This window comes from Xenorhabdus budapestensis, from assembly GCF_017743015.1.
Taxonomy (GTDB): Bacteria; Pseudomonadota; Gammaproteobacteria; order Enterobacterales; family Enterobacteriaceae; genus Xenorhabdus; species Xenorhabdus budapestensis.
Genome location: NZ_CP072455.1, coordinates 1,845,701 through 1,865,449 on the forward strand (window position 1 = coordinate 1,845,701; position 19,749 = coordinate 1,865,449).

The following is a 19,749-nucleotide window of genomic DNA, read 5'->3' on the forward strand; positions in this document are numbered from 1 at the left end:
TAGTTATCTATGCTCCTGGGGATTGGCTTCCTTGCCTCCGCGACAAAACTGGAAATTTATTGGGTATAGTCGCTGTTATATCTGATGTTGTTCGAATGTTTCCAATAATGTTTGGATGAACGATGAACGTGTTGCCCTTTCGGTTAAATCAGTCATGAATTTTAATTTAGAAGGCCCATCCAGCCGGTAAATGTTGGGCTGAGTTTGTAATAAGCCGATGAGGTAATTGGGGTCCACTTTGTTGTTTTGGCTAAATTCAATAAAGCCACCTTTTTCATGGGATTCTATACGCCTAATTCCCAATTCTTGGGCTGTCAGGCGGATAGAAGCAGATTGCAATAACTGTCGGCCCGGATCAGGTAATGTACCGAATCGGTCAATTAATTCAACCTTCAATTCTGCCAGCTCATCGTCATTTTGAGCACTTGCAATACGTTTATAGAAAGAAAGGCGCATATTCACATCAGGAATATAATCATCGGGCAAAAGTACCGGCATGCGCAGTTCTACTTCGGTTTGGTTCGTGGTGAGATCTTCAAGTGATGGCTCTCGTCCATTTTTGAGTGCATCAACTGCACTTTCCAGTAACTCCATATAGAGAGTGAAACCGATACTCGCCATTTGACCACTTTGGTCTTCGCCCAGAAGTTCACCGGCTCCCCTGATTTCCAGATCATGAGTTGCCAGCGCAAATCCAGCCCCCAGATCTTCAAGAGAGGCAATTGCTTCCAGTCGTTTTTGGGCGTCTGTGGTCATCGCTTTTGGATGAGGAGTCAATAAATAAGCATAAGCCTGGTGGTGAGAGCGGCCAACACGTCCCCGCAATTGATGTAATTGCGCCAGACCAAAATGGTCTGCCCGTTCAATAATAATGGTATTGGCGGTAGGAATATCAATACCTGTTTCAATAATCGTAGTGCATATCAGCACATTAAAACGCTGATGATGAAAATCTGCCATGACTCGTTCCAGATCACGTTCGCGCATTTGCCCATGGCCGACAACGACTCTGGCTTCAGGAACTAACTCTTCCAATCGATTTTTTGCTTTCTCAATATTCTCAACGTCGTTATAAAGATAGTAAACCTGACCACCACGTAAAATTTCACGCAGGATAGATTCTCGGACCACTAAGCTATCATATTCACGCACAAAAGTTTTCACTGCCAGACGACGCGCTGGTGGTGTGGCAATAATTGATAAATCGCGCATACCACTCATTGCCATATTGAGCGTTCGGGGAATGGGGGTTGCTGTCATGGTCAGAACATCAACATTTGCACGGATAGCTTTAATGCGCTCTTTGTGACGAACACCAAACCGATGCTCTTCATCAACAACCAATAATCCCAGATCTTTCCAACGGAGATCATTCTGTAACAGTTTATGAGTGCCGATGATAATATCGACTTTTCCCTCTGCCGCCATATCTATAACTTGTTGCTGTTCTTTAGCACTGCGGAATCGGGACATAACTTCAATATGTACAGGCCAATTCGCAAAACGATCGCGGAAATTGTCATAATGCTGTTGAGCCAGTAGGGTAGTCGGAACTAAAACAGCGACTTGTTTATTATTATTGATAGCGGTAAAAGCAGCGCGCATTGCCACTTCTGTCTTACCGAAACCAACGTCACCACATACCAGCCTGTCCATGGCGATGGGCTGACACATATCACTCAATACGGCATTGATGGTTTGTTCTTGATCCGGTGTTGTATCGAACGGGAAACTCTGACAGAACAGTTGATACTGCTCCCGATCGTGCTTAAACGCAAAACCAGGTTTAATGGCACGCCGTGCATATACATCCAGTAATTTAGCCGCGACATCACGGACTTTTTCTGCTGCTTTCTGGCGCGCTTTATTCCAGGCATCACCACCAAGTTTGTGCAGAGGCGCATTTTCCTCTGCGCCTCCAGCGTAACGACTGATTAAGTGTAGGGAGGAGACGGGGACATACAATTTGTCCTCTCCGGCGTAGGTCAGGATCAGGTATTCAGCCTTAATTCCGCCTGCTTCCAGTGTCGTTAGCCCTTGGTAGCGTCCAACACCATGTTCAAGGTGTACAACGGGTTGACCATGACGCAATTCTGCGAGGTTACGGATCAAGGTATCAGTGTTGATTGTGCGTCGGTTATCCTGACGGCGACGACTCACACGCTCACCAAGCATGTCGCTTTCACAGATCAGGGCTAGTTTTTTCTCTTCATCAATGAAGCCTTGTTCTGCTGCACCGATCATTAAAAAACAGTCCGGCTCCTTAGCATCCGTCAACTGTTGTATTTTGATTGGATGAATTTTGATCCGCGATAGTAATTCGGTTACAGACTCCCGGCGTCCTTCACTTTCCACTGAAAAAATGATCTTACCGCTAAACTGTTCTATAAAACGGCGTACTTTATCCAAAGGGGCTTTTTGATGCGCAGCAACGGATACATCGGGTAAAGGCTGGTAAGTGAGATTGATACTCCCGGCCTTTTGTGGCAGTTCTTCGTTTCTGATTTGGAGGCGGGGCCAGTTTTTCAATTCAGCGAATAGTTTATCGACAGGAAGCCAAATGCGTTCAGGTGGCAGTAATGGCCGCATTGGGTCAACTTTACGGCTCTCAAAACGTTGTTCTGTGTCCTGCCAAAAACGTTCGGCTGTTGCTATTAGGTCTTGTGTAATAAGCAAGGTGTTTTCTGGCAAGTAATCAAAGAGTGTGGATAAAGGCTGCTCAAAGAACAATGGTTGCCAGTATTCAATACCTGCCGGTAGCGTTTTTTTACTAACTTGCTGATAAATATGTTCAGCATCACGGCGAACTTCAAACTGCTCACGCCATTGGCTGCGAAATAATTCGATAGCTTCTTTATCTGTTGGGAATTCATGGGCAGGCAGTAAACTGATTTTTTCCACTTCCGCGAGTGTACGTTGGCTGTCCACGTCAAAAGTACGCAGGCTATCGATTTCATCATCAAAAAAATCGATACGGTAAGGGTGTTCACTCCCCATAGGGAAGAGGTCAAACAGAGCGCCGCGTGTAGCAAATTCACCATGCTCAAGCACTTGATCCACACTGCGATAACCGGCTTGCTCCAGATCGGCACGTAATTTGTCACGGGAAAGTCGTTGCCCTTTACTCATGATCAAAGCATGCCCTCTGAGGTATTCATGCGGGCAAACCCGTTGCATCAATGTATTAACAGGCAAGATAAGAACGCCTTTCATCATGAAAGGTAATTGATACAGCGTAGATAAACGGGTTGAAATGATTTCTTGATGGGGCGAAAAACTATCGTAAGGCAATGTTTCCCAATCTGACAGCATGTTTATTGGAGCGTGGGTGAATTGTGGAATTTCATCACGCAACCGTAAGGCATTCTGCATATCTTTTGTTACTAGCAGAACAGGCCCTGGGTGACGTTCAATGATCTCGGCGCATTCGATGGCGCAAGCAGCGCCGATCAGGTGGCCTAATTGGCGGATATCACCGCGACGTTCAGGAAGTTGATAACGATATTTTGCGGACATAAGCGTTTAATGTGTTCTCTAAGATTCAGTCCATTCCCAACACATTTTAACCCAGTAGCCTTTACAATAAATACGCTGGCAGGTTGAGAGGCAGGTTGAGAGAAAGTGAAAAACACAGAACCGAAGTATGAATGGCTCCATGAAGGTACAACTACTCTTTATTATCACCGAACACTTTGCTTTGGCAACAGGGGAATAACAGATTTAATGTTTGTATTGAGGCGATATATTAATTCACTGAATGTGGGAATTTTGTTACCAAAGGTAATATTTTTTCAGAAAATTAAAATAATTAAGGTGATCGATGGTTGATAATTAACTGATAAGAAATTTGAGCCGGAAAGGAAAGCCACGATTTTTATCTTCAACCTGGAAGGGTGATAAGCAAATCTCAGTTAAACGATGATAATATGTAATCAGTAAACTATGTGGATTGAGTTTTGTACAGAATATGTGTGTAAAAAATACATATGTAAAAATAAATACGCAAAATATAGAGATAAGATATGATTTTTCCTATTAATCTATTGTTTTTAAATAACTCCCTTTGATACGGCGGATTCCATGTTTCAGTCTGTCTCATTATTTATCGGATTGCGCTATATGCGCGGACGAGCGGTCGATAAGTTTGGCCGCTTTGTTTCTTGGTTATCAGCCATTGGCATCACATTGGGAGTGGCTGCATTGATTATTGTGTTATCAGTGATGAACGGTTTTGAACGTTCATTGGAAGCCAGTATTCTGGGTTTTATGCCTCAGGTGATCATTACTTCAGAAAAAGGTTCGATTAATCCTGTTGAACATCCTGATAGCCAGCTTTCAGGGTTAATAGGTGTTACCCGTATCGAGCCGATTGTTCAGGGGGATGTTGTACTGCAAAGTGCCAGTAATGTAGGTGTCGGAGTCATGTTGGGCATTACGCCAGGTGAATATACCCCATTAGCAGAATATATGGTCAATGTTGATCCGAGCCAATTACAGCCAGGTCGCTATTTCGTGATCTTAGGGGAAAAATTGGCGGCAAGATTGGGAGTCAAACGGGGTGATCAAATTCGTGTTATTGTGCCGAGTGCCAGTCAACTTACCCCAATGGGGAGGATCCCCAGTCAACGTTTATTTACGGTAGCCGGAACATTCTTTGCTAACAGCGAAGTTGATGACACGGAAATGTTGGTTAATCAGCAAGATGCAGCACGTCTTTTACGTTATCCCATTAATAATATTACAGGCTGGCGTTTGTTCCTCAATGAGCCATTGAAAGTGGATGAATTGAGTCAACAGCCACTGCCAAAAGATTTAATCTGGAAAGATTGGCGTGAACGCAAAGGGGAGTTTTTTCAGGCTGTGCGAATGGAAAAAAATATGATGGGATTATTGCTTAGCCTGATCATTGCGGTAGCTGCTTTCAATATTATTACTTCCCTCTCTTTGTTGGTGATGGAAAAGCAGGGAGAGATTGCTATTTTGCAGACACAAGGGCTGAACCGTCGTCAGATAATGACTATTTTTATGATCCAGGGAGCAGGGGCGGGCATCATTGGTGCTTTATTGGGAACGGGATTGGGAATACTGCTTTCCAGTCAGTTAAATAATTTAATGCCGATTATAGGCCTGCTGACTGAAGGTATGCAGTTACCTGTCGCTATTGAACCTGTTCAAGTGGTGATAATCGCCATTATTGCCATGCTGATCTCATTGTTATCAACTTTATACCCTTCCTGGCGCGCGGCTGCCATTCAACCTGCTGAGGCTTTACGTTATGAGTAACCAACCTTTATTGTTATGTCATCATTTGTGCAAAAAATATCAGGAAGGGCAGGTTTCTACAGAGGTATTAAAAAATGTCACTTTCTCTATGCAACAAGGAGAAATGATGGCGATTGTCGGAAGCTCTGGCTCTGGCAAAAGTACTCTGTTGCACTTACTTGGCGGATTGGATTCACCGACTGCTGGTGAAGTTCTTTTCAAAGGAAAATCTCTTAATAAGATGTCTGCTTCCGGACGAGCGGAATTACGTAACAGTGAAATCGGTTTTATTTATCAGTTTCACCATTTGCTACCTGATTTCAATGCACTAGAAAATGTCGCTATGCCATTACTTATCGGAGGTAAAAAACGTCAGGCTCAACAAAAGGCTCTGGATATGCTGGCGGCAGTTGGATTGGAAAATCGGGCACACCATCGACCTTCTGAATTATCAGGAGGAGAGCGTCAAAGAGTTGCCATTGCCCGTGCGTTAGTCAATGAGCCGTCATTAGTACTGGCAGATGAACCGACAGGCAACCTTGATCAACGTAATGCTGATAGTATCTTTGAGCTTTTGAAAGAACTGAATCAACGGCAAGGTACGGCATTTTTGGTAGTAACTCATGATCTGAAATTGGCTGATCGATTGGCTCGTCAGGTAGAAATGCGCGATGGATATTTACAGGATGAATTAACCCTAATGGGGGAAATGTAATGGCAAATCTGCCTTTTGCATTGTTTACTGCATTACGTTTTAGCCGAGGTCGTCGTCGTGCGGGAGTGGTTTCTCTCATCTCAATCATTTCGACAATGGGGATTATGCTTGGTGTTGCGGTATTGATTATCGGTTTGAGCGCCATGAATGGTTTTGAACATGAATTGAAAAACCGGGTACTTTCTGTTGTACCACATGGGCAAATTTTTGCAGTGGAACAACCTTTTCAGCATTGGGAACACGCACTTGAACAAGTAAAACGAACGCCGGGTATTGTAGGAGCGTCACCTTATATCGAATTGACCGGGTTGATGGAGCGAGGTGATAAACTCCATGCTGTTCAAGTACGTGGTGTAGATCCTGCCACTGAGTCCGATGTCAGTGCTCTACCTCAGTTTATTCGCCATGGGTCATGGAAGACATTTCAGGCGGGGAAACATCAGGTGATCTTAGGACAAGGAGTGGCAAATTCACTAAATGTGAAGAAAGGTGATTGGCTGACAGTCATGATACCTAATAGCGATCCGAGTCTGAAATTATTACAACCTAAACGGATCCGTTTACAGGTTGCTGAAATTTTTCAGTTGAGTGGTTTGCTGGATCACCGTTTGGCTTTGGTTCCATTATCTGATGCACAACAATATTTGGATTATGGTGATGCTGTTACTGGCATTGCCATCAAAGCTGACAATGTTTTTGCCGCAGATCAGCGAGTTTTGGACGCAGGTAAAGCAACAGGAAGATATGTCTATATCAGTACATGGATTAAAGATTACGGTTATATGTACAACGATATCCAGATGATACGTGGCATCATGTATCTGGTTATGATTCTGGTGATTGGGGTGGCTTGTTTTAATATCGTTTCAACGCTGATTATGGCTGTCAAAGATAAAAGCAGTGATATCGCTATCCTGCGTACATTGGGTGCCAAAGATGGGCATATCAGGGCGATCTTTTTGTGGTATGGATTACTGACTGGCATGGTTGGTAGTATCATTGGCGCTATTGCCGGAATTTTCACATCGCTTAATTTGACGGCTATCATTAAATGGGTGGAGAAACTGTTCGGGCATCAATTCCTTTCCGGGGATATCTATTTTATTGATTTTCTGCCGTCAGAGTTACATATCATGGATGTTTTCTATGTGCTGTTAACAGCTCTGATATTGAGCTTATTGGCCAGTTGGTATCCAGCTCGTCGGGCCAGTAAACTTGATCCAGCGCGGATTTTGAGTGGTCAATAATATTCCATAGTATTAACTATTACCTAAGCGCGCTATCTTACGGAGTTAACTGGGCAGAAAAGACAACTTAAACATGTCCCGATAGGAATAGTTTAAGGAAATGGTCATATGCGTGTCATTCATCGGCTCAGTAAATTCTGCAAGATTAGACGACTGAGGCGTCAGCGATTTCATAGGCAAATTTTTTACAGGGATATTCGCTTGGCAAATAAAATAAAAAATCCCCATGTGGTGATACTGACCGGGGCGGGCATTTCCGCTGAGTCAGGGATCAGAACTTTTCGCTCTTCCGATGGCTTATGGGAAGAGCACCGTGTTGAAGATATTGCTACACCTGAAGGGTTTAAGCGTGATCCTGGGTTAGTTCAGGAATTTTACAATGCACGTCGGGAGCAGCTACAACAGCCGGAAATCCAGCCCAATGCTGCGCATTACGCTTTGGCAAGGCTCGAACAAGAACTCGGTGATAACTTTCTGTTAGTGACACAAAATATCGACAACCTGCACGAACAAGCGGGAAGTCAGCGTATTATTCATATGCATGGTGAACTTCTGAAAGTCCGTTGTTGTCAATCTGGGCAGGTTATTGAGTGGACACCGAAACTGTCTATGGAAGATCGCTGTCATTGTTGTCAATTTCCCTCGTTACTGCGTCCCCATGTTGTGTGGTTCGGGGAAATGCCACTAGGGATGGAACAAATTTATTCTGCTTTGGCTAAGGCAGATATTTTTATTGCTATCGGTACTTCTGGTCACGTTTATCCCGCGGCGGGTTTTGTGCATGAAGCGAAGTTATCTGGCGCTCATACTGTTGAGCTGAATTTGGAGCCTAGTCAGGTTGAAAGTATGTTTGATGAAAAACATTATGGTAATGCCAGCCAAATAGTCACTCAATATATTCAATCACTACTCCAGCAGATGGCTTGATATTTTCTCAGTTACACATCTTAGCTACATTCACCAGCTATATTCCCCCAGCCACATTGTTAGCTATGTGACTGGGACTACTTTTTCACCGGTACTGCTTTAATAGAACTTAAAATTCAATTTGGTCATTGTTCAGTTAATCATCAAAGTACCAGTACCCGCTATTAACTAAGGTGGTGAGCAAGCTGATAAAGCATACATCATCGATGGCATCGCCCAGAATATCAGCATTGACGCTATCATATTGGCAAAGCGCATCAGCTGCTTGCAAATGAGGTGTATCCATCAGTTCGCCATTAACGAAACACTTATCACCGACACGCAGAGCACGTAATCCGCTCAGACGAGTCAGTCTTTCACCCTGTTTGAGTAATTCATAGATTTCGTCACTTTCATAGGGTGGCTCTGGCGGAGCAATATCCAATTCATGACGTGACTGAGAGATAAACTCCCCAAACCAGTTTTGGAATGTTTCAGGTTGCTCCAGTAGATCCCGCATCATGGCACGCAAGGTGGTTAGTTCATTTTCCTGAATTAGTGCAGGATTATCACGGAATGTCAGTTCGGGATCACTATAACGATGGCTTCCTAACTCATTCGCCAGAATATAGTCGGCAAAACCACTAAATAATTCACGGGCATTCGGTGCGCGGAAGCCTACAGAATAATTTAGTGAATCTTCAATTGAATAACCTTCGTGTGGATAACCAGGTGGAATATAAAGGATATCTCCCGGCAGCATTTCTTCATCAATAATGGCTTCAAACGGTTCAACTTGTAATAAGTCGGGATGAGGACAATGCTGTTTCATCGGGATCTTGTCACCAACACGCCAGCGTCTGCGACCTTGCCCTTGGATGATAAATACATCATATTGATCAAGATGAGGGCCGACACCACCGCCCGGAACGGAGAAAGAAACCATCAAGTCATCCCTCCGCCAGTCAGAAAGTACACGGAATGGTTTCATCAGTGCAGAGGAGGGGTGATGCCAATGATTAACGGCTTGTACGAGTAGTGACCAATTTTTATCGCCCAGATGGTCATAGCTTTCAAATGGCCCATGAGAAACTTCCCAGCGACTGTTCTTCTGGCTGACTAAACGGCTATCGATTTCGTTCTCCATTGCCAATCCAGCCAATTCATCGGGAGAAAGTGGGTCAGTAAATTGCTGGAAACCCTGTTTGATCAGCAGTGGTCGTTTTTGCCAATGGTTCTGCAAAAACGCCTGCCAGTCCAGATTCAGCTGATAATTCATGGTGATATCCTGAGTGACAAGAAAATTTCTGGCTATTATAACGGATAGTCAATGGAGTTATCAGATTTGGATGAAATATTTCGAGCCTGCTCCCATTAAACATTAGTTGTTAATGAGCGCTGTCAAGGTGTGTTGGTCGTTATCCGTTGGTTTCGGAAGGTTACACTCACTCTGGCACCTCCCAGATGGCTATTGCCAATGCTAATATCACCATCATATTGTTCCACAATTTCTGAGGCGATCGATAACCCCAATCCTTGTCCCGGACGTAATGTATCTGCTCTTAGTCCACGTTCGAAAACGATACTGCGTTTATCGGGAGGAACACCTGGCCCATCATCATCAATAATAATGGTAATGAAATTTTCACCTGTCAGAGCAGTCACTTCAACAAACTCCAGACAATATTTACAGGCATTCTCCAAAATATTTCCAATGACTTCCAAAAAATCATTTTTTTCACCTAACCAAGTCAGTTCAGGGGAAATATCTAAAGTGATGTTGACCCCTTTGTGTTGATAGACTTTTGTCAATGCATTGATAAGGCTATCGAGTAAAGTTGGAACTGAAAAAACTTTTTTTAGAATGAGATTGTGATCGTTGTATATATTGGCCCGATGTAAATAATAACCAATTTGTTGGGAAATTCGGTCAATTTGTTCAAGCATGACTGGCTCAGCTTGTTCAATGGTCATCTGTTCACTTGAGCGAAGGGAACGGAGTGTGGATTGCAGCACCGCCAGAGGTGTTTTCAGGCTATGTGTCAAATCAGATAAGGTTGTTCGATACTTTATATAACGCTGGCGCTCATTGTCCAATAATGCATTCAAGTTTTTAATCAAACCTTTTAATTCGGATGGAGGGTTTTCGTCTAATTCTTCACGTTCACCTTTTTCCAAAGAACTTATTTGAACAATTAACGACTTAATCGGACGTAAGCTCCAGTCAGCCGCAAGCCAGATCAATGGGGCAACTAAAATCAGATTGGCAATCAATACATAACCGAACCATTCCCAGATTTTTTCTGACGGCAGTAGACTCTGCGGAATGGTATTGATAACAGCAATGGTCATTGCAGGAAGAGTATCAGTTGCCGGATAAATATTGATGGCAACAGAAAAAGTTAACAGCTCTTGCTCACCTGTGTTATCACTATTGGTAATAACCTTGTTGTTAGTGCCGCTCTTGTTGTTGATATCGGTCTTCTTATTGGCATCAGTATGGTTATTTGTTGTGTGTTTATTATCTGATTCAGAATATAGCTTAGAATTTATATCTGTATAATAAGCCTCTAATTCATATAGGCCATTTTTTTTCAGCCAGCTAGAGGGGATTTTTTTTTCAAGTTCTGGTGCGTAATGCTGACGCCAGAGGATTTTATTTTTATCGTCATAAATCAGGGTTAATGAGCGATTACCTGTGTGGAAATTTTCTGGGAAAATAATATCCAACTTATTTTCTTTCCATCTGGCAAGGGAGTAAAATAGATTACTCTGGTTATTGAGTATAGCGTAAGTATCGTTATCAAAACGCATTAAATACCCGACAATGGCGACAATCCCATATGGCAAAGTCAATGCGAGAATAATAACTGTTGTCACCATGAGAAATCGTGTTCTCAGAGAGGCATGCTTGCTCGGTAATTTAAACATTACGCTATTTCACATCAAAGCGGTAACCTTGGCCACGGACAGTAACAATAACTTCATCCGGCCATTCGTTCAGTATTTTTTTTCTTAAGCGCCCCATTAATACATCAATTGTATGGCTTTCACGCAATTCAGCGTCAGGATACAACTGCCTCATCAATAATTCCTTACTGACAACTTTACCATTATTACGCATCAAGGTTTCAATAATTGTATATTCGAAGGCGGTCAATTTTATCTTTTTACCATTAACAGAAAACTCCTTACGTGAGAGATCGATTAGAAACGGTGGTAATTCGGCAACTTGAGATGCTAATCCGCTATTACGACGCATCAGGGCTTGTATACGTGCATTAATTTCCTCTAGTTGGAAAGGCTTGGTAACGTAATCATCTGCCCCGGCATTCAGCACAGTCACTTTTTCTTGCCAGCTTTCACGGGCAGTGAGAATGAGAATAGGGATATTAATATGATCGCTACGCCAGCGCTTAATTAAACTCAAACCATCTTCTCCTGGTAAACCTAGATCAATGATTGCGACATCAGGATGATTTTCTTTCAGGTAATAATCTGCCTCCTTTGTATCTTCGGCAGCATCAACCTGATGACCAATATCCCGGAGCTGTACTTTTAGGTGATGGCGAAGTAACGCATTATCTTCAACTATTAATATTCGCATAATGATTCCTTATGCTAACCAGTAAAATTTATCAAATAAATCTTAAATAGCCAGATAGTCAAATTAATCAGTGGATTTAAATAGATTATAGATATACTGTTATGATTAAACCAAGTATAGTAACTATTCAGTCTATTGTTGGTATGTTAATGAATGAATTGTCAAAAACAATAAGTTGATTCAATAATAGCTTATAACTTTACAACTTATTTATATTTCATATAAGATTTGACTATTTTGCAATACGTGAACGGGAATTTTCCCGTTCACGATTATATAAATAAAAGAGCTTTATTTTAATTTATTGACCAGTAATTCAGCATAGCCGATATAATTTGCAGGGGTCATAGATTTAAGACGAATTTTTTCTTCTTCAGGAAGTTCAAGGTTATCAATAAAACTTTTCATTCCCTCAGCATCAACACGTTTACCACGTGTTAGTTCTTTTAATTTTTCATAAGGCTTCTCAATACCATAACGACGCATGACAGTCTGAATCGGCTCTGCCAGGACTTCCCAGTTCTGATCCAGTTCATCCAATAGACGCTGCTCGTTGACTTCCAACTTATTCAGACCCTTCATGGTAGATTGATATGCGATTAATGTATATCCCAAACCAACTCCCAGATTACGTAACACCGTGGAATCAGTTAGATCACGTTGCCAACGGGAAACTGGGAGCTTGCTGGCAAGATGACCAAATACGGCATTTGCTAACCCCAGATTTCCTTCCGAATTTTCAAAATCGATTGGATTGACTTTGTGTGGCATGGTGGAGGAGCCAATTTCGCCAGCAACTGTTTTTTGCTTGAAATGGTTAAGGGCAATATAGCCCCAGATATCGCGATCAAAATCAATCAGGATGGTATTGAAACGCGCGATACAATCAAACAGTTCGGCAATGTAATCATGTGGTTCGATCTGAGTAGTATATGGATTCCATTGAATACCCAGAGAAGTTACGAATGATTCACTAAACTGGAGCCAATTAACCTCAGGATAGGCTGACAGATGGGCATTATAGTTGCCAACAGCGCCGTTGATTTTACCCAGAATTTCAATTTGACTGAGTTGGCGGAACTGACGTTCCATGCGGTAAGCTACATTCGCAAATTCTTTACCAACAGTGGAAGGTGTCGCAGGTTGCCCGTGTGTACGTGACAACAAAGGTAATTCACGGTAATCATGAGCCATGTGCTTAATAGTATCGATCAACTGACGCCATTGTGGCAGCAATACTTCCTCACGGGCAGTTTTGAGCATCAATGCATATGACAAGTTATTGATATCTTCTGAGGTGCAGGCAAAGTGAATAAATTCAGCAACCTGATGTAAAGCAGGAATGTGAGCTACTTTTTCTTTCAGAAAGTATTCAACGGCTTTAACATCATGGTTAGTGGTACGTTCAATTTCCTTGATGCGTAATGCGTCCTGTTCATTAAAATTGACAATGATTTCATCAAGGTAAGCGTTTGCGTTTGCATCAAAAGCAGGGACTTCTGCGATTTCTGTTGTGGCAGCTAGTTTTTGTAGCCAACGTACTTCAACCTGCACGCGGAATTTCAGTAAGCCGAACTCACTAAAAATAGCGCGCAGTGCGCTAACTTTATCGCCGTAACGGCCATCAATAGGAGAAACAGCGGTCAGTGAGGATAATTCCATTAGTAGAAACTCCCGGATCTTATTTAACGATTTATTTAACAACGAGCAAGAATGTCTTTTGCCTGTCGGATCAGGCGCTGACGTGAAAACATAAATTGCAGACGGCTTCCGCCTACTTGTTGCCATAATACGGCGCTACGAATACCAGCCAGTAATGCAGCACGGACTTTTGCCTGAACTAACGTATTGCGCAAGACATCAGGAGAACCCATCACCTGAATACGTGGCCCCAATGGGCTGATAACATCAATATAAATGCCCGCGAGAGCATTGAGCATTCCTTCGGACATAGGCTCAAAGTATGCCTGTTGGCGTTCCAGCTGAGAGATACGCTTAGCCAGTTCATTGGTTGCTGATGAATTTTTGCTTAGGCGACGTTCCAGTGCCATTATGCTCAAAACGTAGCGGGTAAGTTCAGCTGAAACTCCGCTGTTTGTGCCATTGAGCATTCCCATAACAGCATCAAGGCCAACGCTCAGATTGCGCATTTCATTGCCAAAGACATCCAATGTGGAGGTCGGACTCATGTTCAGGATACTGTTGAGTGTTATTTCAAAGGCACTGGCATCACATTGCCCTTCGTGAGCCAGTTGCTGTACCAGACGAGCTGACTGGCAGATACCTGCCAGAGCTAATGTAATGTCGTAATAATTTTTGGCCACGATTACTCCTGTATACGTTGTTCGATCACACCACCACCGAGACAAATGTCTCCCTGGTAAAACACTGCTGATTGGCCGGGGGTGACTGCGGCAACGGGGCTATCAAAATGAACCTCAATTTTATCTTCACTCAAAGGAATGACGGTACAAGGGATATCCTGCTGACGATAGCGTGTTTTTACCACACAGCGGATTTCTGTTTTTAATGGCTGGCGATCAACCCAATGAAGTTGTTGTGCAATTAAGCCGACAGACATCAGGCGGGGATGCTCATGCCCCTGAGCGATAATCAGCGTATTATTTTCAACATTTTTATCAACAACGTACCAGGGGTCTTCATTGCCATCTTTAGTTCCTCCGATACCTAACCCTTTGCGCTGACCAAGTGTATGGTACATCAGGCCGGTATGTTGCCCGATAGTTTGTCCATCAACGGTAACAATCGGACCAGGTTGGGCTGGCAGATAACGCCCTAGAAAATCACGGAACTTACGTTCACCAATAAAACAGATACCTGTGGAATCTTTTTTCTTCGCTGTGATTAGCCCGATTTCTTCGGCAATGCGGCGAACTTCAGGTTTTTCAAGTTCCCCGACTGGAAATAAACTTTTTGCAACCTGCTGGTGACTCAGGGTATATAAGAAATAGCTTTGATCTTTATTGCCATCAAGGCCACGAAGTAATTGGCTGACACCAGCCACATCCCGACGGCGGACGTAATGACCAGTTGCAATGTAATCAGCACCTAAGTCTTCTGCGGCAAATTCTAAAAATGCCTTGAACTTAATCTCTTTGTTGCAGAGAATATCTGGGTTTGGAGTTCTGCCTGCTTTGTATTCGGCAAGAAAATGTTCAAATACATTATCCCAATACTCGGCTGCAAAATTGATGGTGTGTAGTTCAATGCCCAATTTATCACACACTGCCTGAGCATCGTTAAGGTCAGCGGCGGCTGAGCAATATTCTTCATCGTCATCTTCTTCCCAGTTTTTCATAAACAGGCCAGCTACCTGATAACCCTGCTGTTGCAGTAGGTAAGCGGAAACGGATGAATCAACACCACCGGACATCCCGACGATGACTTTTTTCTGGCTGTTATCTGACATGGATATATCTCACTGCGGAAAAAAATAAACGTAATACTGTAGCACGTTGGCAGGTAAGGTGCACCAAACGTCTTTATGCTCTTGTGATTTGCTTTCCATTTAATAAGAAACTATTTGGCAAAAGGTGGCCCATAGCTACCCAATATTGTTAATGGATAAGCCTTATTTTCTAAATAACTCCGCACACTTTCAGCAACCAGCGGTGAACGTAGTTGTGAACTATTGATGATTTCTTCTGCGCTGAGCCAATGACAGCAATGAATATCACTATCTAGGGGAGCCGTATTCACGGTTTTTTCCAGTTCAACCAGAAACAGAAAACGGATAAAAGGTGTTCCATCAGGAGCGACCCATTGATGTAATTTCAGTAATGCCTGTGGCTTGGCACGAATACCGGTTTCTTCCCATAATTCGCGTTCAGCAGCTTCCAGTAATGTTTCATCAGCTTCAAGATGACCGGCGGGCTGATTCCAGAGAGGTTTGCCATTGATAAGCTCTTCAACAACTAAGAATTGATTTTTTGCATGTACTAAGCAGGCAACAGTGATATGTGGACTAAACAAAATCAATTTTCCTCCATTCTCCAGGGGACAGATCCCCTAACTGTAGTGAACCCATACTGAAACGAATAAGACGTAATGTTGGAAAACCTATATGAGCTGTCATTCTACGTACCTGGCGATTACGACCTTCAAAAAGCGTAATTTTCAGCCAGCTCACTGGAATGCTTTTCCTTTCCCGAATTGGCGGTGTTCGTTCCCAAAGCCAGACGGGTTCCTCTATTAATTCCGCTCCGGCAGGGAGTGTTGAACCATCTTTCAGAATAATACCGTTGCGCAGCTTGTTAAGTGCGGCTTCATCGGGTATTCCTTCTACTTGAACATAATAAACTTTGGCAGTTTTTCTCTTGGGCTGCGTTAAATTAGCCTGTAATTTTCCATCATTAGTTAAAACCAACAACCCTTCACTATCACGATCCAGACGACCTGCTGCATAAACGTCATTAAAAGGAATAAAATTTTTTAACGTTGTTCTTCCCGTCTCGTCTGTGAATTGGGGGAGAACATCATAAGGTTTATTAAATATCAACACTTGGCGGGGACCAGTAATATTTTTTGAGGGAGCGCTATTTTTTCTTTGACTGAATCGATTAAGTTTGCGTTTTTTAATAGAGAAATTTGTCATGATAATTTATTGCTCAAAATGAGGGGGAAATATTATACCTGAAATCTGTGCCCATTGGCGTTTGCAGAATATTCAAGTAATATTGACACGTCCCTTACAAAAAATTAACAAGGCATTGCGCTTACTTGAAAGGAGAGGTTAATGGAAAGCAAAGTAGTTGTTCCGGCGGAAGGTGAAAAAATTACTATTGATACCAAAGGTAAATTAAATGTTCCGAATAACCCGGTAATCCCTTATATCGAAGGGGATGGTATTGGTGTTGATGTAACGCCGGTTATGCTGAAAGTTGTTGATGCTGCGGTTCAGAAAGCGTATAGCGGTGAGCGCAAAATTTCTTGGATGGAAATCTATACAGGAGAAAAATCTACATATGTTTACGGTAAAGATGTTTGGTTACCGGATGAAACACTGGATCTGATCCGTGAATATCGTGTTGCAATCAAAGGCCCTCTGACAACTCCGGTTGGTGGCGGCATCCGTTCTCTGAATGTTGCATTGCGTCAACAGTTAGATTTGTACGTCTGCCTGCGCCCGGTTCGTTACTATCAAGGTACGCCAAGCCCTGTTAAGCAACCTGAATTAACTGACATGGTTATTTTCCGTGAGAATGCGGAAGATATTTATGCTGGTATTGAATGGAAAGCGGGATCTGCGGAAGCTGATAAAGTCATCAAATTCTTGCAGAATGAAATGGGTGTTTCCAAAATCCGCTTCCCTCAGCAGTGTGGTATTGGTGTGAAACCATGCTCAGAAGAAGGCACTAAACGTTTGGTGCGTTCTGCGATCGAATATGCGATTGATAATGACCGTGAATCAGTGACTTTGGTTCATAAAGGCAACATCATGAAATTTACTGAAGGTGCCTTTAAGGATTGGGGTTATGAATTAGCGCGTACTGAATTTGGTGGTGAACTGCTGGATGGTGGCCCGTGGGTGAAGATCAAGAACCCTAAAACCGGTAAAGATATTATTATCAAGGACGTAATTGCAGATGCATTCCTGCAACAGATCCTGCTGCGTCCTGCTGAGTATGACGTTATTGCTTGTATGAACCTGAATGGTGACTACATTTCTGATGCGCTGGCGGCACAAGTAGGCGGTATAGGTATTGCTCCTGGTGCAAACATTGGTGATGAGTGTGCTCTGTTCGAAGCAACACACGGCACAGCACCTAAATATGCAGGTCAGGATAAAGTAAACCCAGGCTCAGTCATCCTTTCTGCTGAGATGATGCTGCGTCATATGGGATGGTTCGAAGCTGCTGATTTAATCGTTAAAGGAATGGAGGGTGCGATTGCCGCCAAGACTGTGACTTACGACTTCGAACGCCTGATGGAAGATGCTAAGCTGCTGAAATGTAGCGAATTCGGTGATGCTATTATTTCTCATATGTAATTGATTACTTAATAAAATAGATAACGGGGGCTTAATAGTTCCCGTTTTTTATTACTACCTGAACTCCCCGCCTACAGGACGTGGTTTTCAGGTAGTAATAAATTAATTATGAAATGTATGGAAATATGACTTGACCTCAAGCTAACTTGAGGTTTTAGAATGTGCACATTCGTTAACGAAAATAAGTAGAGAATATATTTTAATTTATTGGTGAGTTATTTATTTATATATAATTTCAAAATAAAAATGATCATCAGGTTGAAAATAAAATATATAAATATTTTAAGTCAAGTCATAAGGAGAATGTAATGATCCCAGAATTAGCGGTATTAAGAGTTGCCAGGCCTACTGATAATCTTAAAGTTATTACTGATATGTATGTTAATGGTTTAGGCTTTAAATTATTAGGTGAATTTCAGGGACATAATGATTTTGATGGTTCAATAATTGGACACGAAAAACATAACTATCATTTAGAGTTTACTCATCATCATGGAACTACTGTTGGGTGCGCACCAACAAAAGATAATCTGCTGGTTTTTTATTTAAGTGAAAATAGTGTTTGGGAGCAATGTTGTCAACGCATGATAGACGCAGGTTTTAAGGAAGTACCATCGTACAATAATTATTGGGATGTAGTTGGAAAAACTTTTGAAGATATAGATGGCTATAGGGTTGTTCTTCAAAACAGTGAATGGACTGCCTAAGAATTTTCTTTCACTAATGTAATTATTATTAAATTCACCGTTTAATTTACTTCATCCCCGATTGATATTCCAAAAGTAAATACTCAAAGAGCGACGAATTCTCGTCGCTCCAGAACTAATTACCTGGAATACCTGGAATATTGAGATAAGGCATGTTTTGTTTGGATCTTACAGTTTTCGACGGATTTAACGAGTGATTCGTCAAAGTGGCGGCTACTTGGAAATGTTTGCTTATTCTTTCTGACGCCAATAACTGTTTGTTTGATTGATGCAACGAATTCATCTTTACTGGAATGAATTTCTTTAAGGTTTAATCCCTTTTTGTGTAGTAGATTAAGGCTTTTCTGGGCTATCACATCTGGTGAATCATTAGTTTTGAATGCCTCGACAGAAGCTTTGCCAAATAAATCACAATAAGTTTCTGCGATCTTATCTACATTTACCTGTGTGGCATAAGAGAAGAATGAGAATGGGATCAAAAAAAGTGGTAATAAAAAATGTTTCATAAATTCCCCTTTATCAACTATACCGTGATAGTAGTGATAACATTAACAATAGTACATTATCTATCGTTTGCCTTACATCTTTATGGTGAAAGTGCGTATTGATTCGAACATGATCAGCGTTTCTGCTTTGTACATTGTTCTTTCTTACAATGGGTGCGAAGTAATTTGATGAGATCATTTTTGCTATCAGTATTGATGCGAGTGAGTAATTTGACATTTTTATCAGTAACCTTGAGTGCATCAACTTCAAGATAGTTTCCTGAACCTGCGGTGAGCTTGGAGACGATTAGCTCTTTGGCTCCATCATCATCAATGTCTGCAAACATCACTCTTGGTTTACCATTATCTTCGAATAGCGAACCATCACGGGAAAAAATTGCGCCAGTACTAAAATCTGTCAGCTTCTGATCTTTGAAAACGGCAATGGAATAACTACCAATTGATGCACTTTCTAAGTCACCGACTGAAATAACCGCAAATTTTTTATCAGGTAAATTAATCAACGTCCCATCTTTCGCAAAGGTAGTATGTGATAAAAATAGAGTGAGCAGAGTTGAGAGCACGGAAAATTTTATTCTCTTATCTATAAGCATAGACAATACCTCATTGATTCGTGTTTTGCTTCAACGTTTAGATAGCAGAAGTTGAGAGTAGAAATTTATATCGTAGCATGGATTTCAAAAGCCGATAGTGTTGATGAAGAAAAGAGAAATCATGCTGAAGAAATAGAGGCAGGGGGATAGATTCTTAATATTAATTATTATTTTTACTTATGTTTTATTGGGTTTT

The 19,749-nt window shown here is 42.0% G+C and carries 17 protein-coding genes; 6 read left to right on the forward strand and 11 right to left on the reverse strand.

What is annotated here, in order from left to right; genetic code table 11:
* Positions 1-75: 75 nt before the first annotated feature.
* Positions 76-3,516 (reverse strand): transcription-repair coupling factor, encoded by a 3,441-nt coding sequence (mfd, locus tag HGO23_RS08415; protein WP_209028546.1) that lies wholly within the window; start codon positions 3,514-3,516, stop codon positions 76-78.
* Positions 3,517-4,080: 564 nt separating this feature from the next.
* On the opposite strand from mfd, the gene lolC reads away from it, so the two are divergent.
* The 4 genes from lolC (at position 4,081) to cobB (ending at position 8,151) form a co-directional block, all read left to right on the forward strand.
* Positions 4,081-5,283 carry a lipoprotein-releasing ABC transporter permease subunit LolC gene (gene lolC / locus HGO23_RS08420; RefSeq protein ID WP_099134762.1) on the forward strand — a complete coding sequence of 401 codons (1,203 nt, stop codon included), beginning with the start codon at positions 4,081-4,083 and terminating at the stop codon, positions 5,281-5,283.
* On the forward strand, positions 5,276-5,977 hold the full coding sequence (gene lolD, locus HGO23_RS08425) for a lipoprotein-releasing ABC transporter ATP-binding protein LolD (protein ID WP_099134761.1): 702 nt from the start codon (positions 5,276-5,278) through the stop codon (positions 5,975-5,977). The genes lolC and lolD overlap by 8 nt, the downstream gene beginning before the upstream one ends.
* Positions 5,977-7,224, forward strand: a complete 1,248-nt coding sequence (lolE, locus tag HGO23_RS08430; protein ID WP_209028547.1) for a lipoprotein-releasing ABC transporter permease subunit LolE — start codon at positions 5,977-5,979, stop codon at positions 7,222-7,224. The genes lolD and lolE overlap by 1 nt, the downstream gene beginning before the upstream one ends.
* Before the next feature lie 108 nt (positions 7,225-7,332).
* Positions 7,333-8,151, forward strand: a complete 819-nt coding sequence (cobB, locus tag HGO23_RS08435; protein WP_209028548.1) for a Sir2 family NAD+-dependent deacetylase — start codon at positions 7,333-7,335, stop codon at positions 8,149-8,151.
* A 136-nt stretch (positions 8,152-8,287) separates the two neighbouring features.
* Here the strand turns inward: cobB and HGO23_RS08440 are convergent, their stop codons facing one another.
* From HGO23_RS08440 to rluE, 8 genes are all read right to left on the reverse strand, one after another.
* Positions 8,288-9,409, reverse strand: coding sequence for a ribosomal protein uL16 3-hydroxylase (locus tag HGO23_RS08440; protein ID WP_209028549.1), 1,122 nt, complete (start codon positions 9,407-9,409; stop codon positions 8,288-8,290).
* Between the two features lie 122 nt (positions 9,410-9,531).
* Positions 9,532-11,061, reverse strand: a complete 1,530-nt coding sequence (phoQ, locus tag HGO23_RS08445) for a two-component system sensor histidine kinase PhoQ (RefSeq protein WP_209028550.1) — start codon at positions 11,059-11,061, stop codon at positions 9,532-9,534.
* Positions 11,062-11,065: 4 nt separating this feature from the next.
* Complete coding sequence (gene phoP, locus HGO23_RS08450; protein ID WP_047679600.1) at positions 11,066-11,737, reverse strand: two-component system response regulator PhoP; 672 nt, start codon at positions 11,735-11,737, stop codon at positions 11,066-11,068.
* 291 nt (positions 11,738-12,028) lie between these two features.
* Complete coding sequence (gene purB, locus HGO23_RS08455) at positions 12,029-13,399, reverse strand: adenylosuccinate lyase (RefSeq protein WP_099134756.1); 1,371 nt, start codon at positions 13,397-13,399, stop codon at positions 12,029-12,031.
* Positions 13,400-13,434: 35 nt separating this feature from the next.
* A complete protein-coding gene (gene hflD, locus HGO23_RS08460; protein ID WP_099134755.1) occupies positions 13,435-14,061 on the reverse strand; it encodes a high frequency lysogenization protein HflD in 627 nt (208 codons plus the stop codon).
* Positions 14,062-14,063: 2 nt separating this feature from the next.
* Positions 14,064-15,167: a tRNA 2-thiouridine(34) synthase MnmA gene (gene mnmA / locus HGO23_RS08465; protein WP_209028551.1), complete on the reverse strand. Its 1,104-nt coding sequence runs from the start codon at positions 15,165-15,167 to the stop codon at positions 14,064-14,066.
* Between the two features lie 110 nt (positions 15,168-15,277).
* Positions 15,278-15,730: an NUDIX hydrolase gene (locus HGO23_RS08470; protein WP_209028552.1), complete on the reverse strand. Its 453-nt coding sequence runs from the start codon at positions 15,728-15,730 to the stop codon at positions 15,278-15,280.
* Entirely contained in the window at positions 15,723-16,352 is a 630-nt protein-coding gene (gene rluE, locus HGO23_RS08475) for a 23S rRNA pseudouridine(2457) synthase RluE (RefSeq protein WP_209028553.1), read from the reverse strand. Before rluE ends, HGO23_RS08470 begins: the two co-directional genes overlap by 8 nt.
* A gap of 141 nt (positions 16,353-16,493) precedes the next feature.
* On the opposite strand from rluE, the gene icd reads away from it, so the two are divergent.
* Together icd and HGO23_RS08485 are read left to right on the forward strand one after the other, a co-directional pair.
* On the forward strand, positions 16,494-17,747 hold the full coding sequence (icd, locus tag HGO23_RS08480; RefSeq protein ID WP_209028554.1) for an NADP-dependent isocitrate dehydrogenase: 1,254 nt from the start codon (positions 16,494-16,496) through the stop codon (positions 17,745-17,747).
* A gap of 308 nt (positions 17,748-18,055) precedes the next feature.
* On the forward strand, positions 18,056-18,454 hold the full coding sequence (locus tag HGO23_RS08485) for a VOC family protein (protein ID WP_209028555.1): 399 nt from the start codon (positions 18,056-18,058) through the stop codon (positions 18,452-18,454).
* A 119-nt stretch (positions 18,455-18,573) separates the two neighbouring features.
* Here the strand turns inward: HGO23_RS08485 and HGO23_RS08490 are convergent, their stop codons facing one another.
* Together HGO23_RS08490 and HGO23_RS08495 are read right to left on the reverse strand one after the other, a co-directional pair.
* Positions 18,574-18,960: a hypothetical protein gene (locus HGO23_RS08490; protein ID WP_209028556.1), complete on the reverse strand. Its 387-nt coding sequence runs from the start codon at positions 18,958-18,960 to the stop codon at positions 18,574-18,576.
* A gap of 113 nt (positions 18,961-19,073) precedes the next feature.
* Positions 19,074-19,553: a PliI family lysozyme inhibitor of I-type lysozyme gene (locus HGO23_RS08495; RefSeq protein WP_209028557.1), complete on the reverse strand. Its 480-nt coding sequence runs from the start codon at positions 19,551-19,553 to the stop codon at positions 19,074-19,076.
* Positions 19,554-19,749 lie beyond the last annotated feature (196 nt).